At 66.0% G+C, this 17883-nt stretch carries 15 protein-coding genes; 11 read left to right on the forward strand and 4 right to left on the reverse strand.

The window, feature by feature from the left end:
- The first annotated feature begins 86 nt into the window (after positions 1-86).
- From lpdA to ACEN8U_RS21755, 3 genes are all read left to right on the forward strand, one after another.
- Positions 87-1517, forward strand: coding sequence for a dihydrolipoyl dehydrogenase (gene lpdA, locus ACEN8U_RS21745; protein ID WP_013588062.1), 1431 nt, complete (start codon positions 87-89; stop codon positions 1515-1517).
- A gap of 90 nt (positions 1518-1607) precedes the next feature.
- Positions 1608-2705 carry a cell division protein ZapE gene (gene zapE / locus ACEN8U_RS21750; RefSeq protein ID WP_310110078.1) on the forward strand — a complete coding sequence of 366 codons (1098 nt, stop codon included), beginning with the start codon at positions 1608-1610 and terminating at the stop codon, positions 2703-2705.
- Between the two features lie 105 nt (positions 2706-2810).
- Positions 2811-3323 (forward strand): transposase, encoded by a 513-nt coding sequence (locus ACEN8U_RS21755; protein ID WP_368578259.1) that lies wholly within the window; start codon positions 2811-2813, stop codon positions 3321-3323.
- Positions 3324-3430: 107 nt separating this feature from the next.
- On the opposite strand, the gene ACEN8U_RS21760 is transcribed toward ACEN8U_RS21755, so the two are convergent.
- The 4 genes from ACEN8U_RS21760 to ACEN8U_RS21775 form a co-directional block, all read right to left on the reverse strand.
- Entirely contained in the window at positions 3431-3916 is a 486-nt protein-coding gene (locus ACEN8U_RS21760) for a DUF2147 domain-containing protein (protein WP_310110082.1), read from the reverse strand.
- Between the two features lie 253 nt (positions 3917-4169).
- The gene (locus ACEN8U_RS21765) at positions 4170-5906 is read right to left on the reverse strand and encodes a ShlB/FhaC/HecB family hemolysin secretion/activation protein (protein WP_310110084.1); all 1737 of its coding nucleotides are present in this window, start codon (positions 5904-5906) and stop codon (positions 4170-4172) included.
- Between the two features lie 243 nt (positions 5907-6149).
- A complete protein-coding gene (locus ACEN8U_RS21770) occupies positions 6150-7526 on the reverse strand; it encodes a collagen-like triple helix repeat-containing protein (RefSeq protein WP_310110086.1) in 1377 nt (458 codons plus the stop codon).
- A 285-nt stretch (positions 7527-7811) separates the two neighbouring features.
- Positions 7812-9317, reverse strand: coding sequence for a collagen-like triple helix repeat-containing protein (locus tag ACEN8U_RS21775; protein ID WP_310110087.1), 1506 nt, complete (start codon positions 9315-9317; stop codon positions 7812-7814).
- A gap of 652 nt (positions 9318-9969) precedes the next feature.
- Between ACEN8U_RS21775 and ACEN8U_RS21780 the strand changes: the two genes are divergently transcribed.
- From ACEN8U_RS21780 to ACEN8U_RS21815, 8 genes are all read left to right on the forward strand, one after another.
- Complete coding sequence (locus ACEN8U_RS21780) at positions 9970-10143, forward strand: Flp family type IVb pilin (RefSeq protein WP_013588069.1); 174 nt, start codon at positions 9970-9972, stop codon at positions 10141-10143.
- 177 nt (positions 10144-10320) lie between these two features.
- Positions 10321-10803, forward strand: a complete 483-nt coding sequence (locus ACEN8U_RS21785; protein WP_310110401.1) for a prepilin peptidase — start codon at positions 10321-10323, stop codon at positions 10801-10803.
- Positions 10800-11333 carry a pilus assembly protein gene (locus tag ACEN8U_RS21790; RefSeq protein ID WP_310110088.1) on the forward strand — a complete coding sequence of 178 codons (534 nt, stop codon included), beginning with the start codon at positions 10800-10802 and terminating at the stop codon, positions 11331-11333. The genes ACEN8U_RS21785 and ACEN8U_RS21790 overlap by 4 nt, the downstream gene beginning before the upstream one ends.
- A gap of 91 nt (positions 11334-11424) precedes the next feature.
- A complete protein-coding gene (cpaB, locus tag ACEN8U_RS21795) occupies positions 11425-12387 on the forward strand; it encodes a Flp pilus assembly protein CpaB (RefSeq protein ID WP_310110089.1) in 963 nt (320 codons plus the stop codon).
- Positions 12388-12427: 40 nt separating this feature from the next.
- A complete protein-coding gene (locus ACEN8U_RS21800; RefSeq protein WP_310110090.1) occupies positions 12428-13891 on the forward strand; it encodes a type II and III secretion system protein family protein in 1464 nt (487 codons plus the stop codon).
- A gap of 169 nt (positions 13892-14060) precedes the next feature.
- Positions 14061-15302, forward strand: coding sequence for a fimbrial protein (locus ACEN8U_RS21805; RefSeq protein WP_310110092.1), 1242 nt, complete (start codon positions 14061-14063; stop codon positions 15300-15302).
- Positions 15303-15305: 3 nt separating this feature from the next.
- Entirely contained in the window at positions 15306-16721 is a 1416-nt protein-coding gene (locus tag ACEN8U_RS21810; protein WP_310110094.1) for a CpaF family protein, read from the forward strand.
- Positions 16714-17883 carry a type II secretion system F family protein gene (locus ACEN8U_RS21815; protein ID WP_310110096.1) on the forward strand — a complete coding sequence of 390 codons (1170 nt, stop codon included), beginning with the start codon at positions 16714-16716 and terminating at the stop codon, positions 17881-17883. Before ACEN8U_RS21810 ends, ACEN8U_RS21815 begins: the two co-directional genes overlap by 8 nt.

Raw genomic sequence — 17883 nt, forward strand, 5'->3', positions numbered from 1 at the left:
AGCATCACGTCATTTGCATTCCGCAGTACTGGAGCGAGACGCGCCACGAAGCGTGGCCGCGCCGTTCCGTCATCAAAAGGATTGTCATGTCCAAAGAATTTGACGTCGTCGTGATCGGCGCAGGCCCTGGCGGTTATATCGCCGCCATTCGCGCAGCGCAGCTCGGCAAGACCGTCGCATGTATCGAAAAATGGAAGAACCCGGCCGGCGCGCTGAAGCTCGGCGGCACCTGCCTGAACGTGGGTTGCATTCCGTCGAAGGCGCTGCTCGCGTCGTCGGAAGAGTTTGAAAACGCGTCGCATCACCTCGCCGACCACGGCATTTCCGTGGAAAACGTCAAGGTCGACATCTCGAAGATGATGGCCCGCAAAGACGGCATCGTCGAAAAGATGACGAAGGGTATCGAATTCCTGTTCCGCAAGAACAAGATCACGTGGCTCAAGGGCCACGGCAAGTTCACCGGCAAGACGGACGCCGGCGTGCAGATCGAGGTGAGCGGCGAGGGCGAAACTGAAGTGGTCACGGCGAAGAACGTGATCATTGCGACGGGTTCAAAGGCGCGTCATCTGCCGAACATTCCGGTCGACAACAAGATTGTCGCCGACAACGAAGGTGCGCTGTCCTTCGACTCCGCTCCGAAGAAGCTCGCCGTGATCGGCGCTGGCGTGATCGGTCTGGAACTCGGCTCGGTGTGGCGCCGCCTCGGCGCCGAAGTGACCGTGCTGGAAGCGCTGCCGGAATTCCTCGGCGCGGCTGACCAGGCGCTTTCGAAGGAAGCGGCCAAGCAGTTCAAGAAGCAGGGTCTCGACATTCATGTCGGCGTGAAGGTCGGCGAAGTCACGACCACCGCGAACAGCGTCACGATCAACTACACGGACAAGGACGGCAACGCGCAGAAGCTCGAAGCCGACCGCCTGATCGTGTCGATCGGCCGCGTGCCGAACACGGACAACCTCGGTCTTGAAGCGATCGGTCTGAAAACCAACGAGCGCGGCTTCATCGACGTGGACGATCATTGCGCAACGGCCGTGCCGAACGTGTACGCAATCGGCGACGTGGTGCGCGGCCCGATGCTCGCGCACAAGGCCGAAGACGAAGGCGTGCTGGTGGCCGAGATCATCGACGGCCAGAAGCCGCATATCGACTACAACTGTATTCCGTGGGTGATCTACACCGAGCCGGAAATCGCGTGGGTCGGCAAGACCGAGCAGCAGCTGAAGGCGGAAGGCCGCGAGATCAAGTCGGGCCAGTTCCCGTTCATGGCCAACGGCCGCGCGCTCGGCATCAACAAGGCGGATGGTTTTGTCAAGATGATCGCCGACGCGAAGACCGACGAACTGCTCGGCGTGCACATCATCGCGGCAAACGCATCGGATCTGATCGCAGAAGCCGTGGTGGCGATGGAATTCAAGGCGGCGTCGGAAGACATCGGCCGCATCTGCCATCCGCACCCGTCGCTGTCGGAAGTCATGCGCGAAGCGGCGCTCGCCGTGGACAAGCGCGCGCTGAACATGTAATCGCGCACGCCTGACTGAACGCACTGGCAATTCCGGCATCACAAGGCGGGCGGGTTCATTCCCTCCCGCCTTTCTTTTTGCAGCAACACAATGAACGTCACCGAATACTACGAAAAAGAACTGCAGACGCGGGCTTATCAATCGGACCCGGCGCAGCGCGCGGCGGTGGACCGTCTGCAGCGGTGCTACGAGGAGTGGGTCGAGTACAAGTCGCGTCGCTCGAACGCGTTCAAGAAGCTCATCAATCACCCCGATCAGCCGCGCGGCGTCTACATGTGGGGCGGCGTGGGGCGCGGCAAGAGCTTCCTGATGGACAGCTTCTACATGATCGTGCCGGTGCAGCGTAAGACGCGGCTGCATTTCCACGAGTTCATGCGCGAAGTGCATCGCGAGCTCGAGGAACTGAAAGGCCAGGCCGATCCGCTCGACGAACTCGCGCGCCGCGTGGCGAAACGCTACCGGCTCATCTGTTTCGACGAATTCCACGTGTCGGACATTGCCGACGCGATGATTCTGTACCGCCTGCTCGACAAGCTGTTCGAAAATGGCGTGCAGTTCGTGATGACGTCCAACTACGACCCGGACACGCTGTACCCGGACGGCCTGCACCGCGACCGCATGCTGCCGGCCATCGAACTGATCAAGCAGAAGCTCGATGTGATCAACGTCGATGCGGGCATCGACTACCGACAGCGCACGCTCGCGCAAGTGGAGGTCTATCACACGCCGCTCGGCGCGGCCGCCGACAAGGCGCTGCGCGACGCGTTCGCGCGTCTTGCCGCCGTGCCTGACGAGAGCCCGATCCTGCACATCGAAAAGCGCGAGTTGAAGGCGCTGCGCAAGGCCGACGGCGTCGTCTGGTTCGATTTCGCGACCTTGTGCGGTGGTCCGCGTTCGCAGAACGACTACCTCGAACTGGCGAGCCGTTTCCACGCGGTGATCCTCTCCGCCGTCCCGCAGATGTCGGCGCGCATGGCGTCGGAGGCCCGCCGCTTCACATGGCTGATCGACGTGTTTTACGACCACAAGGTGAAGCTGCTGATGTCCGCCGCGGTGCCGCCCGAGCAGCTTTATGTGGACGGCCCGATGGCCAACGAATTCACGCGCACGGTGTCGCGCATCGTCGAGATGCAGAGCAAGGAGTATCTGGACGCGCCGCGCCGGATCGTCGATACGTCGCTGACGTGATAAGGGGGGCGCAGGCCGGTCGCCGCGTGCTTTTGCGATAGGTCGTGGCGTCTTCGGGTAGCGGACTGGCCCGACAGGCGCATTTTCAGGATTCGGATTGCTCCGATGTTCTGGTTTCAGGCGAGTGGCTATCTTTGTCGGGTATCTGACAAAGGAGAAGCCATGAACCCTTACCGCGACATCAATGACGAAGAGTGGCAACGCATCGCGCCGTTGCTGCCCGAACTGCGCCCGCGCTCCGAATTGCGGGGCCGCCCGCTGGCCAACACGCGCTCGGTGCTCAACGGCGTGCTGTGGGTGATGTACAGCGGCGCCACGTGGTCAGCCATGCCACGTAAATACCCGTCGTATCAAACGTGTCATCGCCGGTTCAAGGCGTGGTACCAGTCGGGCGTGTTGAAACGCGTCATGGAGCAGCTCTTCGGCGCCGCGAGCGAGGAACTCTGCTCCATGATGGAAGCCCGCATGCGCACGCATCTGAGCGCGGAACAGAGGGGTGTCGTCGCCGCGGAGAAGGCAGCCGCTCCAGTGGCGCCCGCGGTTTATAGTCCGCCGCCGGCCAAGCCGCTGCCGTCGTCTCCGTTTGCTTTCGCGTCGCCTTTCAAACACGCTGCATGAGGACGCGAATCACGCGGCAGCGCGTAGAAAAAACGGCCGCACGATCGTATCGTCGGCCGTTTCCGTGTTGAGCTCGCAAGCTGCTCAGTGCGGCTAATGCGCATCCGTCATTGCTGGCGGACCCACGTCTGCGAGCGGCCAAGCAGCGCCACGCCAATATATCCACGCACAACCAGTTTGTTCCCCCCGTCTTCCAGGTGCATCTTGCACTTGTAGACCTTGCCGTTTTCCGGGTCGAGAATCTGCCCGTGATCCCAGGCATCGCCGTCCTGCTTCATGTCGTTAATGATGGTCATGCCGAGAATCGGCTGATCCTTGCGCGCATCGGTGCAGGCGGTACAGCGGCGATCCGGCTGGTCATTCGGGCCGAGCCCCTTGATGACCTTGCCGCTCAGCGTGCCGTTGCCGTCCTGGGCGATCTGCACGAGCGCCTTGGGTTGGCCGGTGTGATCGTCGATGGTCTGCCAGGTGCCCACGGGCGTGTCGGCTTGCGCCATCGCGCTGACGGCGCTCGCGAGCAGGACGCCCGCAAGAGCGGTATGTTTCGCTGTACGAAGCGCGGCGGCGCGGGCACGTTGGGTGAACTGCATCATTGTCTTCCTCCTTGATAAAAGACAGCGCGATCGTGGTCGCGCAGCGTTATTGGCAGCGCGTCAGGCGTTTGCCTTGCGTTGCCGCGTGATGCCTTGGGGTTCTCCTTGCGCGCCGCACACGGGGTCCGGTTCGCGGCTCTCGCACGGCCGCTTCATGTGATCGATGCAGAATACGTGAAGTGCGCGAAAAAATGCGCCCGCGGTTTGATAGTGGAACCTCTAATCGGGCGGCGGCACTTCCGGCTCACCTCGTTCAGTTCAACTGATAGGAGAACGTCGCATTGATCCGTGGGCTGCGCGACGCGCTCTCCACCGGGGCATCGCCGACGGCCTTCGCCACGGACAGATCCAGGCTGTAATACTTCGCGTCGCTGATGCGAAAGCCGAACGCAATCGACGCAAGCCGCGACGGCGACGGCGTGCCCGCATGCAGATAGACGCGCGCCATATCGAAGGAAATGTAAGGTGTGAACGTGCGCAAGTACGTGAAGCCGGGCGTGAACGCGCGGTTGATCTCGAACATCGCGCCCCAGCCCGAATCGCCGGACGCTTCGCCCGGTTGGTACCCTTGCGCGAAACGCTGCGCGCCGAAGGCGATCTGCTCGGAGGTCGGCAGCGAAACTGGGCTGTATTGCCCCGTCAGCGAAATAGCCGTACCGATCTTGAACGGCCACTCGTTGGTTTGCGAAAAGCTGGCCCCCGTGCGCACGAAATTTATCGAAGCGGGATTATTGACGCTCGCGCCGGGCACGTTCGAATCGCCCGATTTCGACGCGCCGAGAATGTCGAACGCCTTGGCCACGTTCAGGCTCGCGCGACGCACCTGGCCGGTTTGCACGCTGGTGTAGTCCGCCTGCAACTGCATCACGCGCACCTGCGAGCGCAGCCCGATCTGCACGCCGGTTGGCTGATTGTGATAGCGGTCTTCGTCGTGCGATGCATAGACCGACGCCGTGCCGATCACGCTTTGCGTATTGCTCAAAAGGATCGGATAGGCCAGCGAGCCGCCAATTTTATCGTTGATCACCGTGCGCTCGACATAGGACGGCAAGCCGGGATTGTTGACCGGATTGCCGCGATAGTGCGACGCGTCGAACTTCGAAATGAGGCCGTTGCTGCCGATCGGCACGGTAGCATGCGCGGCGAGATAGGTGACGTTGTCGCGGCCTTTCGGCAGCAGCGCCGAGATGCTCAGTTGCTCGCCGAGCGCGGTCAGGCCATTCTCGGTCGTCGTCAGCAGGCCTTGCACGCCGGGATGGTTGAAGTCGATGCCGGTGCTGACATCGAAGGGTTTGCGTTCGACGTTGAGTTCGAGCGTGGTCGCGCCGTCCGTGTTTTGCGGCGGCGGCACGTTCGCGGCGACTTTCACGCCGGGCAAGAGGCCCAGCACGTTGATGTAGCGCTCGAAGGTCGCGCGCCGCAGCGGCCGGTCCGCGGTGATGTGATCGGCGATCGCGCGAATCTTGTCCTCCGCCGCGCCGGCCTTGCCGGTCACCTTGACGGCGGACACGTAGCCTTCCACCACGGTGACGCGCACGACGCCGCCGTCGAATGTCTGCGCCGGAATGAACGCAAACGACAGCGCGAAGCCGCGCTCCTGGTAGAGCTTCGTGACGCCGTTGGCGACCTCGATCAGATCGCCGATGGTCGTGTCCTTGCCGACGAGCGGCGTGAAGCGCTGGGCGACTTCGTCGAAGGGAAGGGACTTGACGCCTTCGACCTGCACGCGCGACGGCGTCAGATGACGCGCCAGCAGTTCCTGGAGTTGAGGCGCTTGCGGCGCGACCTGCACTGTCACATTCGGGCCCTTGTTGGGCGCCTTGATTTGCGGCAGCGAGTCGAGCGGTGTGCCGCCGAGAGGATTGCCGCCCAACGGATTGCCGCCGGCCACTGCCGGCGGGCGCGATTGCGCGTGCGCCGGCGCTTCTATTGCGCTCGCGACGAACGCCGCAAGCACGAAGGTCCATGTGCTGCCGTACCCGAGTTTCATCGGATTATCCTCGTATGCCGTCTTGTTTTACGTGCGCCTGTCGTGACGCGGCATGGCCTTGCCGCCGACGGCGCCCGCTTATGTATGGCCGGACGGAGGGTGCCGTCCCGTCATGTATTACGTCATGTCCTGCGTGAAGCTTGAATGCAGCGGGCAAGCGCGCGGCGCGCATGGCATCGCCTGCGGGCAGTGAATCGTTCCCGCCAGGTGCGATGCGCGCCGCGTCGATACCATTTATTAAGACTACTTACGGTTTGCCGGCACAAGGCCGCCGAGCAACGTGGTCAGTCCGCTCGCCGGATTGCTGCTCGTCGAACCGCTCGAGGAAGTCGAGCCGGCGGCGCCGCTCAATGTGCCCGTCAGTTGCCCGACGAGCGCGGTAACTGGCGCGAGCGCCTGAGCGCTGCCGCCCGAGCCGCCGGCACTGCCCGCCGCGCCCGCCAGCGCGCCGGTCAGCGATTGCAGCGGCGAAAGCGGCCCGGCCGCGCCGCCCGAACCGCCGGCCGCCGACGTCAGCGAGCCGAGCGGTGCGCTGCTTAGCCCCGAGCCGGCACCGGCGAGCGGGGTGCCGCCGAGCAGCGTCGAGATCGAGCCGAGCGGATCGCCGCCGAGGCCGACACTGGTGAGCGTGCTTTGCAGCGGGCCGAGCGGGTTGCTGTTCGACGGCGCACCGTTGGCGACGCTGAAGGTCGTACTGCCGACGAGGCTCGTGATCAGTCCTGGAATCGGCAGCACGCCGTTCGGACCGTTTGGATTGACGAGGCCGCCCGCGTTCGTCACGGTGTTGCCGAGCGAAGCGACGAGCGCGCCGGCATCGGCGCCTACCGGATTGCCGCTCGCCGAGCCCACCTGTGTGCCCGCCGAACTCAACGCGCCGCCGACCTGAGCGAGCAGCCCGCCGACGGGTGCGCCAAGGCCGGTCTGCGTGCCGACCGCCTGAGTGACGAGACCCGCAGTCGTCACGAGCGGCGTGATCGCCGTGCTGAGCGGCTGCGTGATCTGTTGAACCGGCACGGAGCCGAGTGTATTGCCGAGCGTCGCGCCGCCCGCGTTGAGCGCGGACGCGGTGGTCGACAGCGCGCCGGCCAACGGCGTCGTCACCGGCGACAGCGGCGCGAGATTGCCGCTGCCGAGGCCGTCGACGGCAGTGCTGAGCCCTTGTACGACGCCGCTCGTCGAGCTGACCACCGAGCCGAGTCCGGCCACCGTGGTGCCGACAGGATTCGGCGTTGTACCGATCTGACCGAGGCCGCTGCTGAGCGCATTGGCGACCGAGTTCAGCGTGCTGCTGGTGCCCGATACGGCATTGCCGAGACCTTGCGTGACCTGCGGGCTCAAGCCGGGAATCGTCTGCGCGGCGATCACCGAGCCGAGGTCGCCGGTGGTCTTGGCTGCGCCGGTCACGGCGCCCGAGCTGCCTGTCGTGGTCGTGGTGGTGCCGCCGCTGCCGGTTGATCCGGAGCCGCTCCCGCTACCGGTGCTCGATGTCGGCGGGGAGTTGACGGTGCTGCCGCCGCACGCGGCGACGAGGCCCGCAACGGCCACGGCGATCAGCGGCGTGCGCAGCGACATGAAGGCTGTTGCGGCGGGATGGCGGTCAAGCAGGCGGGGTGTGGACATGTGGGCTCCTCAATGCCTTCCGGCAATCGTGTTTGCTGTGGTGGAGAGCGCCGCCTTTTCGATGCGGGGCGGCGCGCCGTATTCAAAGCGGTATTCAAAGTCGTAAGAAACGCGCATTCGAAGCCGGCCCGAAGGCCGCGCTTGAACATTGCAGCGGGCGTCGCCTGGCGGGCCTGCGCGGATGTTTGTCAGTCGCGGGGGCATCGCGTGAATCTGCGTGGCTCGCGTGAATCGGGTCACGACGCGTGCTCCGTTTTGCGTTCGCTTGGGTGCGCGCGGTTGCGCTTACTTCTTCGACAATCCGCCGAGCAGGCCGCCGACCAGCGAGGTCACAGGCGTGAGCGGATTGCTCGTGGTGGCGTTGCCCGAGCTGCCCGTGAGGGACACGCCGGTCGGCGCGCCGCTCGTGGTGCCCGAGGTGCCCGAGATTGGCGCGGCCGTCGGCGGCGTCACGCTGCCGATTGCGCCGGTGACCGTCGACAGCAAGCCCGTGACGGGCGCAAGCGGGCCGCTGCTGCCGCCCGCCGCGCCGCTGAGTCCGCTCGTCACGCTCGACAGCACGCCGGTGACAGGGGCGAGGGAGCCGCCGCTGGTACCGCCCGTCAGGCCGCCCAACGCAGCCGTCACTGGCGCGAGCGGCCCGCTGCCCGTGCCGCCATTAAGGCCACTCAGCACGCCCGTCACCGGCGCGAGCGGTCCAGTGCCCGTGCCGCCCGTGAGTCCGCCTAACGCGCTCGTCAGCGGCGCGAGCGGATTGCCGCCGGTGCCGCCCGTCACTAGCCCGCCAGCCGAGGCGAGCGTCGTGCCCGTGTCCGTCACGGTGCGGCCGAGTGCGGTGGTGACAGGATTGCCGCCCGTCGCAGCCAGCAGCGTGCCGCCTTGCGCGAGTCCGCCGCCGAGCGTCGACAGCAGCGTGTTGACCGGCGCACCGAGGCCTGTGGTGCCGCCGACTGTCTGCGTGGTCGATGCGACCATCGACGTGATCGGCGTGATCGCGGTGCTCAGTGTCTGCGTGACCTGTTGAACCGGGCCCGTCGAAAGCGCCGTGCCGAGCACGCTGCCGCCATTGGAAACTGCGCCGCCGACCGTGGTGACGGCGCCGCCGAGCGGCGTCGTGATCGCGGACAACGGGGCGAGCGGCCCGCTGCCGAGGCTGGTCACGAGGCTGCCCGTATCCGCGACCGCGCCGCCCACATGCCCGACGACGCCGCCAAGGCTCGACACAGTCGTTCCCACGGGATTGCCGCCCGTGCCGAGCTGGCCGAGGCCCTGCGTGACGCCGCTGCCGAGCGTCGATACCGCTGCGCCGACTTGCTGCACGACACCGCCCGCAGCCTGGGTGGTCTGCGGGCTTACACCCGGCAGCGTCTGCGAGCCGATCGTGGTGCCGACGCTCGAGACCGTCGAGCCGCCGTCGCCGATCACGCCGCCCGTATTGCCCGCGACCGTGCCGACCGCATTCGCGACCGGAGTCGTGGTCGGGTCGCTGCCGGGGTCCGTGTGCGTATCCGGATTGGTGTTCGTGTTGGTGGTGTCCGTATTCGACTTGCTGCCGGAGCCGGCTGAGCCCATTGAGCCGCTGCCGCTTGCCGTCGACAGCGTGCCGCCCGCCGAGCCGCTGCCTTTGCTGCCGGTGCCCGAGCTGAGACTTCCCGAGCCTCCGCAGGCGCCGAGGGAAAGCAGCGCTGCGACGCCCGCGGCGATCAGCGTGGTGCGCAACGTGAGGCTGGCCGTCTTCCCGTTGTGTGTGGTGTGGGTGGTGCTCGTGGTGTTGGTCGTTTGAATATGCATGTCGCCCTCGCATCGCATGTGTTGTGTGGTGCTGCTGCGGACTATCTCTGCAGGACCCATGCCATTTCGACTGAGCAATAGCGACGATTTTCGAATGTGTGCCGCAAGACCTTATCGAATAAGGCGTTGCTGAATTTGATGGAGTAGACGCTAAATCAGAAACCGGTCGAAAGAAATGCGCGGCGGCGTATCGGCGCAGGCTGCGTAACGTAACGACCCTTGCTCGCCGTTACGGATTTCGCCGTAACGCGAGCGCGCGCGGGGCGGGGCACCGCTTGAAACGTCGGGTTCAAACAAATAATTAGTGCAACGATTCAAAGTTATGGTTAATACTATGTGCTGCAACGCACGAACAACCGTTAACCTATGTGCATGAGAACAAACAGACGGGCAGGCATGTCCGCGGGCAAAGGACAATTGCTTAAATAAGATTGTTCGGCTATAAAACGCGAAAGTCGCGCGGATACACGAGGAGGTGGGTTATCGAACAGACAGCTCATACGCATCCGTTTTAGCAAGGCCGGCCGCAATCCGAAGGCCATGGCGACGCAGCAGGCCGCACCGGGAAGGAGACCAGCGGTGCCGCGCGCAGCACGTCGCCGCCGGGGCGGCATATATAGAAAGACGAATAAATCAAAGATCGAGGGTAGGAATGAAAAAGTTCGCCGCAAGCTTCCTGAGAGATAACCGGGGCGTGACAGCGCTCGAATATGGCCTGATCGCGGGCCTGATCGTTGTCGTTATCGGCTCGACCGTGCAGGGTCTCGGTACGCAGCTCAATACCGCATTCCAGACGGTCGCTGCGCTTTTGCCCGCTATTAAATAGAAGTTGGTGCGGGTCTGGGTGAGTAAGGCGTAAGGCGCTGTTAATCTGCCGGCTTACGGTTTTATTTGCTGTCGAGACCTTTGCCTGATAGGCGCACCCGGATTGCGATTGCGGTCCGGGTGAATTTACGCGCCTGTCGAGTCCAATATGCAAGTATCGTCCGTACTTCTTTTATTCATGCTCTGGTGTGCGTGTGTCGCTATTAGCGATTACCGCAGCCGGCGTATTTCCAATGCACTTGTCATTACGGGTTTGATAGCGGCGTTTTTGTGTGCCTTATTAGACATGGGTCCATTCGGCTTATCCGCGGCTCAGGCGGCCGCGGGTGCAGCCGTCGGCCTTGTCGCGCTGCTGCCGTTCTTCGCCTTCGGCGTGATGGGTGCTGCGGACGTCAAGGTATTCGCGGTGCTCGGCGCCTGGTGCGGCATGCACGCGCTGATCGGGTTGTGGGCGGTGGCAAGCGTCGTCGCGGGGCTGCATGCGCTGTGCGTGCTCGTCGCGACGCGCACGCCCGTGGCCGCCTTGCTTGCACGCCGGGCGCCGACTTTCGAACTCGCCGGCCGGCGCGCGACGCCGTTCGCCGCGTGTCTCACCGTGCCGTTGCTGGTCTGGCTGGCCGTACAGATCGCCGCGCGGGTCCTTGCCGGAGGCGCCCGATGACCACGCCCCGGCAACCTGCGAGCAACAAGCCGCACACGAGCCCTCACGCACGGAGCCGGCCTTTCCGGCGCGCCCGGCGCACTCAGCGCACTCAGCGCACTCAGCGCGGCGCCACTGCGATCGAGTTCGCGCTCGTGTTCCCGCTCTTCTTCTGCGTGTTCTATGCGATCGTGACCTTCAGTCTGATCTTCGTCGCGCAGCAAAGCCTCACGCTGGCAAGCGAGGAAGGCGCGCGCGCCGCGCTCAACTATCAGAAAGCGAGCGACGTCACCGCCGCGATCAACCTGCGCGCCGCGGCCGCGTGCACCACCGCAACCAGCATGGTCGCGCAATTGATCAGCACCGCGGCATGTCAGACGGTGCCCGCCGCGTGCAGCTATCAGCCCGCCATGACCTGCCTTGCAGTGACCCTGACCTACGACTACGCGGCGCATCCGCTGATTCCGAACCTGCCTTTGCTCGGCCTCGTGCTGCCCGACAACCTGACCAGTACCGCCACGGTGCAACTCAATCCGGTGAACATACTGTGACTTACGCACACGCTTCTGTGCCGTCAAGCGGCGCTTTTTCAACCGCGCCTCGCGGCCGCGCCGCCGCATGCGATTCGCGGGGCGGGCCGTCATGCTGAAGCTCACCCGCATCGCTGCCGGCGCACTCATCGGCCTTGCGCTGTTGCTCGGCCTCTTTGCCGTGACGCTCTTGCGCCGGCCGGCGCCCGCGTCCGTCGCGTCCGTCAGGCAAACGGTGTTTCCGGTGGTCGTCGCGACGCGCGTGCTGCCGGCAGGCAAGCCGATCGCCGCCGACGCGCTGCGCGTACAGCCGCTGCCGATCAACCCGAACGGCGCGTTCGCCGACCCGTCGCTTGTCGCCGGGCGCGTGCCGGCCGCCGACATCGGCGCCGAGGCTCCCGTGCTCGAAGAACAACTGTCGTCGGGACTCGCGGAGCGGATCCAGCCGGGCGAGCGCGCGGTGGCGGTGCGCGTCGAGGAATCGAATGCAGTCGGCAACCGCTTGCGGCCGGGCAATTTCGTCGATGTGTTCTTCACCCTGAAGCGCGACGGCAACCTCGGCAGCGGCGGCGAGATCGAGCACACGCAGGCGCGTCTTCTGATGTCGAAGCTGCGCGTGCTCGCGTTCGGCAACGCGACGGCGGCCGGCGACACGTCGGGCGATCCGAACGGCATGGTGCGCACCGCGGTGCTCGCCGTGCCGGTCGCCGACGTGGACCGCCTGACGCTCGCCGAGACTTCCGGGCGACTCGTGTTCGCGCTGCGTAATCCGAAGGATAACGAAGTAATCGACGCCGGCGCCTTTGCGCCGCTGCCCGGCGTGCTGAAGGCCTCGACGCTGACGGGTGGCGCCGTGCCGCCCGGCGATTCGACGCGCGCGGCGGCGGGGGTCTCGCTCGACGCGCTGTCGGGTGGTGCGGGCGGAGTCGGAAGCACCGGCAATGCCGCGCCGCGCGTGCAGCTTGCGCCGCATCTCGCGCCGCCTGTCACGCGGGTCGTGAATCGTGCGGGGACGGCAGGGAGCGGCGCAATCGAAGTGATACGGGGTGGGCGCGCCGAAACGGTCGCCCGATAGCGGTTTCAGGGAGCGTGCGGCCACGCGCGTCCATAAAAAGATGAATAAACGCATTTTCGAGTACGGAATGACGGCGCTGCTGTGCGGCGCGTCGATGGCGGTTTCGCCGGCGGGTTTTGCGGCGGGTTTTGCGGCGGGCGGGGTGCAGGCACTCGACATCGTCGCCGGCTCGCAGCAGTCGCTCGCGAGCGGGCACACGCTGCGGCGCGTGGCCATCGGCGACCCGAGCGTCGCGGATGTGCTGGTCATCCGCGGCGACAGGACGGGCGGCGTGCTGCTGATCGGCAAGTCGCCCGGCAGCACCAACGTCATGTTGTGGGAGCAGGGCAAGGACGCCCCGCTGTCGTATGTCGTCAACGTGAGCTCGCCGGCCGCGAAGAGCCTGCTCGGGCCGGACACGCCGGCGGTCAAGGTGCTCGGCGACACGGCGCTGATTTCGGGCAGCGCGCCGACCATGGAAGCCCATCAGCGTGCGGTGGCGGCCGCCGGGATCGAGGCGCATCAGCGCGCGACGCTCGGCAGTGCGGCCAACGGCGGCGCGGGCGGCAAAACCGGCGTCGCTTCGGCCTTGGCGGGCGCTAACGCCGCGAATGGCGGCGCAAGCGGGGGCGAAAGCGGCACCCAGATCTACGACAGCTCCACGGTTGCGACGCGCTCGGTCGTCCAGGTCGACGTGCGCGTGGTCGAGTTCAGCCGCACGGTGCTCAAGCAGGTGGGGCTCAACATCCTCAAGCAGAACAACGGTTTCACGTTCGGCTCGTTCGCGCCGTCGGCGCTCAGCTCGGCGACCTACGGCGCGACGCCGACCTTCAACTCGGTTGCGCCGATCTCGTCGGCGTTCAACCTGGTGTTCAACTCGGCCACGCACGGACTGTTCGCCGACCTGAGCCTCATGGAAAGCAACAACCTCGCGCGGATCCTCGCCGAGCCGACGCTCGTCGCGCTGTCCGGTCAGAGCGCGAGCTTTCTGGCAGGCGGCGAGATTCCGGTGCCGATTCCCCAGGGTCTCGGCACGACGTCGATCGAATACAAGCCGTACGGTGTCGGTCTCACGCTCACGCCGACCGTGCTGAGCCCGCAGCGCATCGCGTTGAAGGTCGCGCCCGAGGCGAGCCAGCTCGACTTCGCGAACGCGGTGACGATCAGCGGCGTGTCGGTGCCCGCGATCACCACGCGCCGCACCGACACCACCGTCGAACTCGGCGATGGCGAGAGCTTCGTGATCGGCGGTCTGATCGACCGCGAAACCATTTCGAACGTGGCCAAGGTGCCGCTGCTCGGCGACCTGCCCGTGATCGGCGCATTTTTCAAGCAGCTCAACTATCAGCAGAACGACAAGGAACTGGTGATTATCGTGACGCCGCATCTGGTGTCGCCGCTCGCCAAAGGCGCGACCTTGCCGGCCACGCCGGGCGAGCAGTCCGAGCAGCGCAACGCACCGGTATGGCGCTCGTTGCTGGGCGGCGTGGCGGCGCGCGACGCGGCGCCGGGTTTTTCGAAATGAGCGCGCGCAGGCAGGCGGCAACGAGGCACGTGCGCGTGTGCATCTGCAGGCGTGTGCGCAGTTGTGTGCATGGCAGCTGCGCGGGCGGCGCGCGTCGCTCGCAGCCACGCCGCGGTGCGCAACGCAACGGCCAGCGGGTTCGCGCCGATGCCGCAAGAGGATGGGCACGATGAACGCAAGAACGCACTCATTGACTGACCGGACCGTCGCCGACTATTTCGTGTTCGCGTCGCTCGACGACGAACACGTGCACTGGCTTTCGGAGACGTTGCTCGCCGCCGGTGCGGTCGAAGCGGTCACGCTCGATCCGTCGATGCTCACGCAGCGCATCGGCACGCTCAACCCGTCGCTCGTCTTCGTCGATTTTTCGGGCGGCCGCGGCGCGGCTGCGAGTGCGGCGACGAGCGCGGTGCGCGCGCACTATCCCGGCCTGCAGATCGTCGCGACCGGTTCGCTCGCCGAGCCCGAAAGCGCGCTCGCCGCCTTGCGCGCGGGCGTGCGCGACTTCATCGACCTGTCGGCGCAGGCGGCCGACGCGCTGCGCATCACGCAGCAGGTGCTCGACAATCTCGTCGAGCCGGTGAGCCGCCATGGCCGCGTGACCGCGCTTATCGGCGCGCGCATCGGCATGGGCGTGAGCACGCTCGCGACCAATCTGGCGGTGATGCTGCAAAGGCGCGATGCGCAGCAGGGCAGGCAGGCGGCCTTGCTCGATCTCGGCTTGCCGGCCGGCGACGGCCTGCTCATGCTGAATACGCGCAGCGACTTTCATTTCGTCGAAGCCGTGCGAAATTTGCGGCGCTTCGACCAGACCTTCGTGCACACGGCGCTGTCGCATCACGCGAGCGGGCTCGCGTTCACCACACTGCCGCCCAATCTCGCCGACATGCGCGAGATCTCGTATTCGTCGTCCATCGGTTTGCTGAACCGGCTGCGCGCCTTTTTCGACCAGCAGATCGTCGACCTCGGCGGCTTCTCGAACATGGAGTTCATCGCGCAGGTCGTGCGGGCCTCCGACGAAGCGTGGCTCGTCTGCGATCAGGGCGTGGCGTCGATCGTGTCGGCGGTCGGCGTGCTGGAAGCCTTGCGCGAGGCGGGCGCGGACACGGCCAACGTCCGGCTGATCGTAAACAGGTTCGACGCCGATCTCGGCCTCGGCGCCGCGCAGATCGCCGAGCGCCTCGACCTGCCGCTCGTCGCCAGTTTGCCCGACCGGCGCGTGGCCCTCGGACAGACGGCGAACCAGGGCTTGCTGCTCGCCGACGCGGCCGCGCGCGACCCTTACGTGCGCGCGCTCGAACTGCTGATCGAGCGGCTCGCGGGCCCGGCGCACGCGAGCGCGCCGCCGCGCCGCAAATCGGCATTGGACGCGCTCAGGCGCTTCATCCCCACTTCCTCCAGACGGTCATAGACGATGGCAAAAGAAATCGAATTCGCCGACAACGCGCCGTCGTTCGCGCACACGCAGCAGTTCCAGGACATCAAGAACGCCGCGCACGAACATCTGCTCACGCGCATCGAGGAACTCGGTTCGGAGTTCGGCCGCTGGTCGCGCAACGCGATCAATCAGTTCGTCGATCTGGAAATGGACAGCTTCGTGCGGCTGCGGCGCATTCCGATCAACGAGGTGGAGGTGCGCGCGATCGCCGATGCGCTGACCAAGGAACTCGCGGGCTTCGGCCCGATCGAGGATCTGCTGAACGACCCGGCGGTCGAGGACATTCTGATCAACGGCTACAACGACGTGTACGTGTCGCGCCACGGCATTCTCACGAAGATACCGGTGCGTTTCGCCGACAACGCGCACCTGCTGCGTATCGTGAGGCGCATTCTCGCGCCGATCGGCCGGCGTCTGGACGAATCCAATCCGATGGTCGATGCGCGCCTGCCCAACGGCGGACGCGTCAACGTGGTGATCGAGCCGCTGTCCATCGATGGTCCGATCGTGTCCATCCGCAAATTCCGCAAGGACCCGCTGCGCCCCGACGATCTGCTCGGCAACGGCACCTACAGCCCGGAGATCGGCGCGCTGCTGGAAGCTGCCGTACAGGCGCGCTGCAACGTGCTGGTGTCGGGCGGAACGAGCTCGGGCAAGACCTCGCTGCTCAATGCGCTCGCGTTCCATATTCCCGAGCCGGAGCGCGTCGTGACGATCGAGGACACGGCCGAGCTGTCGCTGAACCATCCGCATGTGGTGCGGCTCGAAAGCCGTCCGGGCGGCTTCGACGGCGCGGGCGTCGTGACGATTCGCGACCTGTTGCGCAATACGCTGCGCATGCGGCCGGACCGCATCATCGTCGGCGAAGTGCGCGGCGGCGAAGTGCTCGAAATGCTGCAGGCGATGAACACCGGCCACGACGGCTCGATGGGCACGGTCCACGCAAGTTCGCCGCGCGAGTGTTTGTACCGGCTCGAAATGCTGGCCGGATTCGCGGGCTTCCAGGGCACCGAGTCGAGCCTGCGCCGGCAGATCGCCAACGCGATCGACTTCATCGTGCAGATCGGGCGGCTCTCGAACGGCCGCCGCCGCATCCTGTCGGTCACCGAAGTAACTGGCCTGTCCGACAACATCATCGCGACACAGGAGCTTTACCGCTACGAGCCGGTGCTGTCGGCGGACGGGGACGAGCTCGATCAATGGGTGTCGCTCGGCATTCATCCGCATTCGCCGAAGCTCGCGCGCTTCCGTCAGCCGCTCGGCGGCGCGGTCGGTGCCGGCGATGCAGGTTTCGGCGGCGGGTTCGGCGGCGGGCTGGGCGGTAGGGGCGGCTTCACGGGCGGCGGCGGGTCCGGCGGTGGCGGTGGCTTTGGCGGCGGGTTCAATGTCTAGCGCAGCGTTGATCGTTGCCGCGCTCGCGCTGCTGTGCGCGGCGCTTGCGCTCTTCATCCTGCAGCGCGGTGCGCAACGCAAGGAGCAGGTGAGCGCCGAGCGTTTTATCGACAGCCGCATGAGCGCCGCGCAGAGCGCTGCGCCGACGGCTGCGATGGGCGGTTCGAGCGGGGCTGCGGCGGGAGGGGCATTCACGGCGAACGCGGGCGGCCCAGCCGGCGCAATGAGTGCAACCGGCGTAAGCGGTGCAAGTAGTGGAAGCGGCGCGCCGCGCGGCGCCGCGGCTTCCGCTGCGTCCACCGGTGCAGCCTTTGGAGCGGCATCGGCCTCCGCGCGCCGCGCCGCGCCCGCTGTCGCGCTCGCGCCGCAAGCGCCGGCCGCCGACGCGGGCTGGTACGCGTATCTGCGTTATCTCGGCGCACGCGCGCGCTACGCGTGCGGCGCGATGCTCAACCGCGCCGGACTGCGTAACGCGCGCGGGACGATCGTCGCCGTCGCGGCCATTGTCGCCATCTTGTGTCTCGTGGCCGCGAGCCAGGGCGGCGTGCTCGCCGCCGGTGTGACGCTGTGCGGCTGCGCGGTATTTCTCTACTTCGTGATGTCGATGCGCGCGAGCCGGCGCCGTCAGGCGATCGTGCGGCAACTGCCGTCGTTTCTCGACGGTATCGTGCGTCTGATCACGCTCGGCAACAGCGTGCCCGCCGCGTTCCAGGCCTCGCTGCAAATCACCGAGGCGCCGCTGCGCGAATGCCTCGACCATGTCTCGCGAATGCTGAGGTCGGGCGTCGAAATCGACCGCGCGCTCTCTCACGTCGCCGTGCTGTACGGCGCGCGCGAGCTCGAACTGGTGGGCGCGGTGCTGCGGCTCTCAGTCAAGTATGGCGGCCGCGCCGACGTGATGCTCGACCGCATGTCGTCGTTCATGCGCGATCTCGAGCACGCCGAACGCGAGCTCGTGGCGATGTCGTCTGAAACGCGGTTGTCGTCGTGGGTACTCGGCATGTTGCCGGTCGGCATAGGCGGCTTTCTGATTCTGACGAACCCGCGCTATTTCGGCTCCATGTGGTTCGATCCAGGCGGCCGCCAGATTCTCTATATCGCGTTCGCATTGCAACTGACGGGCGCGTATCTGCTGTACCGGCTTGCCCGGTTGAAGGCCTGA

Origin of the sequence: Paraburkholderia phenoliruptrix (assembly GCF_047325075.1) — a bacterium.
In the GTDB taxonomy this organism is placed as follows: domain Bacteria; phylum Pseudomonadota; class Gammaproteobacteria; order Burkholderiales; family Burkholderiaceae; genus Paraburkholderia; species Paraburkholderia phenoliruptrix.